This window comes from Nonlabens sp., from assembly GCF_039941875.1.
Lineage (GTDB): Bacteria > Bacteroidota > Bacteroidia > Flavobacteriales > Flavobacteriaceae > Nonlabens.
In genome coordinates this window covers 59,327-67,036 of sequence record NZ_JBDVDQ010000006.1, presented here as the reverse complement: position 1 = coordinate 67,036, position 7,710 = coordinate 59,327, and the positions used below count along the sequence as shown (strand labels likewise).

The window sequence follows — 7,710 nt, the reverse complement described above, 5'->3', positions numbered from 1 at the left end:
TCCTGATTCAATTTCTTCTACTACTTGAAGCTTAAAAGAAAGCGAGTAGTCTTTTTGGGTACGTTTCACATAACCAATGTTTATAGGTGTTTTCATTACACTAAGATTTTAGTGTATCGCTATTCTAGGACGGGACAAATTTTAAAATTAAAAAGCCCAAGATTTCCATCTTGGGCTTTAAAACAAAAGTTTTAGATATTGAATATTGTAATCTATTAGATACTAGTTAAGGTACCTTGATAAGAACCTATGATATTAGTAGTACCATCACCACCTAAGATATCATACATAATTGTGTAAACACCACCTTCAATAGTTAATTCTACAACGCTACCAGTTGTTGCTACTACACCAGCATCTGCAGTTCCTGCAGCTGTATCAAAATTTACAGCACCAAATGAGTTATCCATAACTGTGAATGCATTTCTATCAGGGAAATTACCTGTATCTACTGCAAACACATAAGTACCATCTGAAAGTGACGTAGCATTATCTGAATTAAGATCTAAATAAACAACCTCACCAGCTCCAGAAAAACCTGTCGTAGGATCAAAAGTGATAGTATCACTAAATAAGGTTATGTCAAAATCAAAGGAAGTTCCATTTCCATTGTCTCCGAAACTTTGAACTATACCCTGAGCAACTGGGTAGGTTACGCCGTTCAATACAAATTCACTGTCTACTGCTACTACTACAGTATCATCAGTGTTTCCAGAGTCATCAGCAACACCAGAATCATCATCGCTACTACAAGATGTTGTGAAGGTGAATACCGCTAAAAAAGCTAAGGTAATTAATTTAAAATTTTTCATAATTGTTAAGTATTTTGCCCAAAAATAACTTAAATACAACATTTTGCAAACAATTATTTAACTATTTCCACTTTAAAGTTTCCATCATTTTTATCATGTCGGTTTTTACATAATCTACAGCTGGTAAAATAGAATCATAATTAGGCTGCGTGTAGAAATATAAAGATGCCGTAAGAAAATGTTTTGTGCTGTCTGTTACATAAAATTGCGCATTAGAAGCAGCATTGCCTTCTATCTCATACATCATACCGTAGGTCTTATTCATTTTATTCACAAATGGGTAATCACCAATAACGTCTGCTTTTTGATTATGGTCATAAGACAGTTTCTGACCATCGATAAGTAACTTTCTTAAATTATCTTGTACCGGTCTATAATTTAAATACAACGTAGCATCCATACCTGGATATTCTATTTTCATAGAACAGTCAGATTTAGCCAGTACTCGAGCATATTCATTTACCTCAAAAGAAAAAGGACAGTTCAAATTATTAGACTGTACATAGTCCCCTTTAGGAAAATCTAGGGCTAGCTGTGCGCTAGGTTTAGGCAACACTTCTTTATCATTACAGCTAGAGACTGTGATAATAAGAGTTAATACAAGTAGTATTCTTAAGCTAGCGTACATTTGATTTGTTTAATGCGTTTATTATCCATCACCTCTATTAAAAAGGTGATATTATGAAAAGTAATTTTATCTAATTTTCTAGGAAAATGACCTGTCTGCTCTAATATAAAACCAGCCAGAGTTTCTGACTCACCTTTACTACCATCAAAGATTGCAGCGTCTTCCTCTTCAAGATCTAGAACTCTATAAAAATCTTTTAATTGCGTTTTTCCCTCAAAAACATAATTCTTATCATCTAGCTTTGAATAGACTAGGTCTTCCTCGTCAAACTCATCGCTAATATCTCCTACTATCTCTTCAATAATGTCTTCTAGAGATATTAAACCACTAGTCCCACCGTATTCATCTACTACTATAGCTATGTGCTTTTTCTTCTCTTGAAATTCTTGTAATAAATCGTCTAGCTTTTTATTTTCTGGCACAAAATAGACTTCTCTAAGCAGTTTAGTCCATTCATAATTCTTACGCTCTATATAAGGAAGTAAATCTTTTACATAAAGAACACCTGTAATATGATCTATACTTTCTTTATAACATGGTATACGTGAATATCCATGTTCAATTACTTGCGGTATAATATCTTTAAAAGGCAAAGTGTCGTCTAGAGCAAAAACATCAGTACGGTTGCGCATCACGTTCTTAGTATGCGTATTACCAAAACTCACAATACCTTGCAATAGCTGCTGCTCTTCATCTGTCGTATCGTTCTCATCTGTCAGTTCTAGAGCTTGAGACAATTGAGATATGGTAATATTAGATTTCTTACTACCTAAACGGTCCTGTATCAACAAAGTCACATATCGCATAGGCAAACTGATAAAACTGAATATTTTATCAAGGATATTAAGCGGTATCGCCATGAAGCTAGCAAAACCTTTAGGGTTACGATTTGCATATACTTTAGGGAATATCTCACCGAATAGTAATATCAAAAAAGTAATAACCACTACCTCTAGAACAAACCTAATGTCTAGATCAAATTGAAACCCAAAATCTACAGCTACAGGCTCAATATTTGCAAACCACGATTCACTAAGGATACCAAATATTAAAACCGATGTTATATTGATCGCATTATTTGCTATCAATATAGTAGCTAGCAATTTCTTAGGCCTATCTAATAGTTTCTTTACTATACTACGTCTAGGAAAATCTTCATTTTCGTCATCTAACTCTGTGCTAGATAGCGTAAAAAAAGCTACTTCGGCACCACTTATAAGTGCGCTACCTATTAATAGCAATATAAAAACAGCTAGATATATAAATTGATCTCCACTAGAAATCATTGAAACATTAAGTAAAAGCGCTGGGTCAGGATCCAATTAGTATGAATTAATTCTTTTAAATTAAAATGGTAAATCATCGTCATCACTAACACTACTATCGCTAGCTACAGGCTGGCTGTAAGTATTGCTAGATGGTGATTGCGCCTGTTGTGGCGCTGCAGCCTGAGGTTGCTGCTGTGTTTGAGGACGAGCAGGAGCACTTTGTTGTGGCCTACTAGGTGCAGCAGCTTCATTTTTAGGTGTTAAGAAAGTAAATTCTTGCACTTGAATTTCGGTCGTGTAGCGTTGCTGTCCATCTTCTCCAGTCCACTGACGGTTTTTAATACGCCCTTCTACATATACCTTGTCTCCTTTTTTCAAGTATTTTTCACATACTTCGGCAGCTTTATTACGTACAACACAATTGTGCCATTCTGTATTTGAAACACGCTCACCAGTACTACGGTTTACATATTCTTCATTTGTCGCCAGTGGGAATCTACCTATGCAATTTCCACCTTCAAAGTACTTCATCTTCACTTCGTCTCCCGTGTGACCTATAAGTATCACTTTATTTACTGTACCTGCCATAATTAGTCTGTATTGAATTTATAAATATATTGTCTTGTATGGTTGTTTAATAAAGTTGTCAAAGATATGGAAAAACGCCCACGTCGTGAGATTGTTAGCCCATGTAAATTACAAAATTGTTTTATTTCAATTGCCAAAAATCTTTCATAAAACGCTCCATCAATACATGTACCGGTCTTTCTTGAGCTTCTTTAATAGTAATAGCACCGTTTATCTCATCTTCTACTTCCACAATCCAGAAATAGGCATGTATTTTTCTATGAGATAATTTATGGATAATAGGCTCTTGGTTGTATACGCTTTCGCGAAAGCGAGACCCACCAACAACATCTTTAAACACTTCATGCTCTGTAAACTCAACAGGTAATAGTGCGCCACTAGCATCTATATAAGGAAACTCAAATAATCCAGCCCATATACTACTGTTATCACGCTGGTTGAATAGAAGTTTTTTAGAAGGTGTCTGTACGACTATATAATGATGGAAAAGGCTCTTAACCTTAGTCTTCTTAATCTTTACTGGTAAATCTGTAATTCTACCTTCATTAAATGCGACACAATCTTTTTGAAAAGGACAGGTGTCACAATCAGGGTTTTTGGGTGAGCACTGCATCGCGCCGAATTCCATTATCGCCTGATTATGCGTAGCAGGATCTTTCTTATTAAGCAATTTGCTAGCTAGTTCCTTAAATTCCCTAACGCCAGCCGGCACATTAATAGGTGTTGCGATACCATATATACGTGACAGAACACGATACACATTACCGTCCACAACAGCAACCGCTTCATTAAAGGCAAAACTAGCGATCGCAGCAGCGGTATAATCACCTACTCCTTTTAAAGTAAGGAGTTCTTTATAGGTATCCGGAAATTTAAGATCATTATCGACTATTTGCACAGCGGCAGCCTGTAAATTTCGAGCGCGGGAATAATAGCCTAATCCCTGCCATAATTTAAGTACATCATCTTGGGGTGCAGCGGCTAGTTCTTGAACTGTAGGGTAGTTTTTAACAAAACTTTTATAGTAAGGTAACCCTTGTTTAACGCGAGTTTGCTGTAATATGACCTCGCTAAGCCAAATAAAATATGGGTTTTGAGTATCGCGCCACGGCAGCTCTCTCTTGTTAACTACATACCAATCAATAAGTTGCCTAGAAAAGTCCATAAAAAGCGTTAAATTGCAGCTCGCAATATATATCTTCTTAAATTTTAATTGATTAGAGATTTCATATTTACTTTTTTAGGGTATATTTGCGCCCTGTTTAATAAACCCTAATTAAATTAAAATTTAAAAATGACTAAAGCAGATATCGTATCTAAGATTTCAGACAAACTGGGAATGGAGAAGACTGATGTACAGGCAACTGTTGAGTCTTTCATGAATGAGGTGAAGGATTCTCTTGAAACTGGAGAGAACGTATATTTACGTGGTTTTGGTAGCTTTATTGTAAAAACTAGAGCTGAAAAGACTGGACGTAACATTTCTAAGAACACAACAATTAAAATTCCTGCTCACAATATACCTGCTTTTAAACCAGCTAAGGTTTTTGTAGACGGAGTAAAATCAAACGTAAAAGTTAAGTAAAAAAATAAGAGATATGCCAAGCGGTAAAAAAAGAAAGAGACATAAGGTAGCAACGCACAAACGTAAAAAACGTAGACGTGCTAATCGTCACAAGAAGAAAAAGTAGTCTCAGACTACTTTTTTTTTATTTTTAAGAGTTCTTTGAAATAGGGTTGCAACTGACAACTCGTTGATTATACAAGTAGTAACAAACTTGTATTAAAAACATATAAACATACTTTACTTGCTACTAATCGTTAGAGCATGTAAGGTTATAAACATTACAGGAATTATGGATAAAGAAATTATTATCCGTTCCAGTGCTACAAAAATCGATTATGCTCTTACTAAAAATGGAAGACTAGTCGAATTACACAAAGATGAAGAAGAAAATAAGTTTGCGGTAAGTGATATATTCATTGCAAAATCACGCAAGGTACTTTCTGGTCTTAACGCTACATTTGTAGACGTAGGCTATGAAAAAGATGGTTTTTTACACTATCACGACCTAGGTGTTAAATACCTTACCCAACTTAAATTTACCAAACAAGTTTTAAGTGGTAGACGTAAAAATTTTACGCTTAAGGACATAAAATTTGAAAAAGATTTAGAAAAGCACGGTGCAATTGAAAATGCAATCACACCTACACAACCTATTCTTGTTCAAGTAGTTAAAGAACCCATTTCTACTAAAGGACCTCGCCTAAGTGCAGAGCTTTCTTTACCAGGTAGGTATGTTGTTCTAGTTCCTTTTTCTGATCGCATCTCTATATCTCAAAAGATAGAAGATAAAGAAGAAAAAAGCCGTTTAAAAAGACTTGTAAAAAGCATTAAACCTGAAGGATTTGGCGTCATAGTACGTACAGTCGCAAAAGGTAAACTCGTAGCAGATCTGGACCAAGATTTACAAAATCTTGTAGCAAAATGGGAAACCATGTGTAGCAAAATACACAAGGCACAATTCCCAACTAAGGTTATGACTGAAGTAAGTCGTACCAATTCCCTTATGAGAGATGTTTTTAATGACACATATACTTCGATAGTCGTAGACGACCAAGAGGTACTTGAAGAAATTAAAAACTATTTAAAAACTATTGCCCCACATAAAGAGTCTATCGTAAAATACCACAATCCGAAAACGTCAGTTTTTGAGAAATTTGGTATAGAACGTCAGATCAAAACATCATTTGGCCGCACAGTATCAATGAGCAAAGGTGCATACCTTGTCATAGAACATACGGAGGCTATGCATGTTATAGATGTAAACTCTGGGAATAGATCTAATAAAGCAGACAGTCAGGAAGACACTGCACTAGAAACCAACATGATATCTGCAACTGAGATTGCGCGCCAGTTAAGGCTTAGAGACATGGGTGGTATTATAGTAGTAGATTTTATCGACATGCGTAAAGCAGAGAATCGCAAGAAACTCTATGAACACATGAGAGATGAAATGTCCGAAGACCGTGCAAAACACAAGATCCTTCCACCTAGTAAATTTGGTCTTATCCAGATTACTAGACAGCGTGTAAGACAAGAAGTAAACATTAAAACTCGTGAGGAAAACCCTGATGGAAATGGAAAGGAAATACAAGCTCCTATTCTAGTCATACAGGAAATTACCGAAACATTAGAACGACACCTTAAAGCTGGTGTAAAAAAGATAACGCTCAATGCGCATCCTTTTATCGCTGCTTTTATAACAAAAGGATATCCTTCTGTACGATCTAAATGGTTTATGAACCATAAAAAATGGGTCAAGGTAGTACCTAGAGATGCCTATACTTATCTAGAATATAAATTTAAAGATAAGGACGGTAAAGAACTTAAATAATTATAAACGCCTGCAGGTAAATACTTGCAGGCGTTTTTTTGTGCTCTATTTTTGAGGATTTCGCTTTCGCGAAAGAGACACTACAGCAGTGTAAACTACTCTAAAACATAAAAAAAAGGGAAACCAATACTAGCTTCTCTATTTATCACGTTTTTAATCGTTACTAGTTAAAAACTAGCACTAGCTACTTTGTAGAATAGAGCTAGCAAGGGGAATGTTTAATGGTTAATAAAATGAGTGTTGATTGTTAAATGTTTATAGACTGCCGTTGGCGCGGCAGTCTATTTAACTAATTATAAGAGGTGTTTTGTAAGGTAAAAGCTTCTAGGTCAAATCTTCCAAGTACGATATTAATTGTATCATTAACATTTTGAGTGTTTATTAATTTCATATCAAATGTTGCATTATGAAAATTTGTAACTCCCGTATTAATTTGATTCGATATTTCGATTTGTCCAGAATTTGGAAAAGTAATATATCTTTGATATCCTAATTGATCATTCTTCCATATTCTACAATGTGCATATGTATTGTTTAAACCATCTAAACTGCTCAATCCATTAGAGTCTTGCATTAGATAAATTTCAGATGAATTATATCGGAAATTTTCAATATGAATAAGTAAGCTAGAAGTTTTATTGCTCTTGAAATCATCAATCTTATACTCGACATTAGTTGATTCTGTTGTGATTATTCTAAGACCTTTATTATCACTATTAACAGTAATCCTACCATCTCTAGGTTTAAAGAACTTACCATCAATCAAACAACCAAAGGTATTTTCTCCTGTCATGGTAATGGGTGGTAATAAACTTTCTTGAGATGGAGCGTCGTCACTGTCGCAAGTAGTTATTAGTAATGCTACGAGTAGAATATAAATAGTTTTCATGGTATAAAGATTAAAGTTATCTATAAAATAGATATAATAATATTATTATGGTTGCGTAAAATTGATCAATAAATGATAACAAGATTTACATATTCTTTTAAAAAACATGAAGTCTAACAGCTCATCA

Annotated in this window: 8 protein-coding genes; 2 read left to right on the top strand and 6 right to left on the bottom strand. The window is 34.8% G+C overall.

Translation table 11 applies throughout. The features are described from left to right. Positions 1-215: 215 nt before the first annotated feature. From ABJF08_RS04695 to mutY, 5 genes are all read right to left on the bottom strand, one after another. On the bottom strand, positions 216-812 hold the full coding sequence (locus ABJF08_RS04695; protein WP_348114910.1) for a hypothetical protein: 597 nt from the start codon (positions 810-812) through the stop codon (positions 216-218). Positions 813-873: 61 nt separating this feature from the next. After that, entirely contained in the window at positions 874-1,440 is a 567-nt protein-coding gene (gldD, locus tag ABJF08_RS04690) for a gliding motility lipoprotein GldD (RefSeq protein ID WP_348114908.1), read from the bottom strand. Further along, positions 1,425-2,762 carry a gliding motility-associated protein GldE gene (locus ABJF08_RS04685; protein WP_245890614.1) on the bottom strand — a complete coding sequence of 446 codons (1,338 nt, stop codon included), beginning with the start codon at positions 2,760-2,762 and terminating at the stop codon, positions 1,425-1,427. Before ABJF08_RS04685 ends, gldD begins: the two co-directional genes overlap by 16 nt. 24 nt (positions 2,763-2,786) lie before the next feature. Further along, the gene (ssb, locus tag ABJF08_RS04680; RefSeq protein WP_348114906.1) at positions 2,787-3,296 is read right to left on the bottom strand and encodes a single-stranded DNA-binding protein; all 510 of its coding nucleotides are present in this window, start codon (positions 3,294-3,296) and stop codon (positions 2,787-2,789) included. A 121-nt stretch (positions 3,297-3,417) separates the two neighbouring features. Continuing rightward, positions 3,418-4,461, bottom strand: coding sequence for an A/G-specific adenine glycosylase (gene mutY / locus ABJF08_RS04675; RefSeq protein WP_348114905.1), 1,044 nt, complete (start codon positions 4,459-4,461; stop codon positions 3,418-3,420). Between the two features lie 129 nt (positions 4,462-4,590). On the opposite strand from mutY, the gene ABJF08_RS04670 reads away from it, so the two are divergent. Then, positions 4,591-4,881 carry an HU family DNA-binding protein gene (locus ABJF08_RS04670; RefSeq protein WP_104514313.1) on the top strand — a complete coding sequence of 97 codons (291 nt, stop codon included), beginning with the start codon at positions 4,591-4,593 and terminating at the stop codon, positions 4,879-4,881. A gap of 271 nt (positions 4,882-5,152) precedes the next feature. Then, entirely contained in the window at positions 5,153-6,694 is a 1,542-nt protein-coding gene (locus ABJF08_RS04665; RefSeq protein ID WP_348114904.1) for a ribonuclease E/G, read from the top strand. A 289-nt stretch (positions 6,695-6,983) separates the two neighbouring features. Here the strand turns inward: ABJF08_RS04665 and ABJF08_RS04660 are convergent, their stop codons facing one another. Next, entirely contained in the window at positions 6,984-7,583 is a 600-nt protein-coding gene (locus ABJF08_RS04660; protein ID WP_348114903.1) for a hypothetical protein, read from the bottom strand. Positions 7,584-7,710: the final 127 nt, after the last annotated feature.

What these genes read in the sequence shown, in the direction of transcription:
- ssb (WP_348114906.1), bottom strand. Translation starts at nt 3,296, where the DNA reads ATGGCAGGTACAGTAAATAAAGTGATACTTATAGGTCACACGGGAGAC.
- ABJF08_RS04660 (WP_348114903.1), bottom strand. Translation starts at nt 7,583, where the DNA reads ATGAAAACTATTTATATTCTACTCGTAGCATTACTAATAACTACTTGC.
- ABJF08_RS04670 (WP_104514313.1), top strand. Translation starts at nt 4,591, where the DNA reads ATGACTAAAGCAGATATCGTATCTAAGATTTCAGACAAACTGGGAATG.
- gldD (WP_348114908.1), bottom strand. Translation starts at nt 1,440, where the DNA reads ATGTACGCTAGCTTAAGAATACTACTTGTATTAACTCTTATTATCACA.
- mutY (WP_348114905.1), bottom strand. Translation starts at nt 4,461, where the DNA reads ATGGACTTTTCTAGGCAACTTATTGATTGGTATGTAGTTAACAAGAGA.
- ABJF08_RS04695 (WP_348114910.1), bottom strand. Translation starts at nt 812, where the DNA reads ATGAAAAATTTTAAATTAATTACCTTAGCTTTTTTAGCGGTATTCACC.
- ABJF08_RS04665 (WP_348114904.1), top strand. Translation starts at nt 5,153, where the DNA reads ATGGATAAAGAAATTATTATCCGTTCCAGTGCTACAAAAATCGATTAT.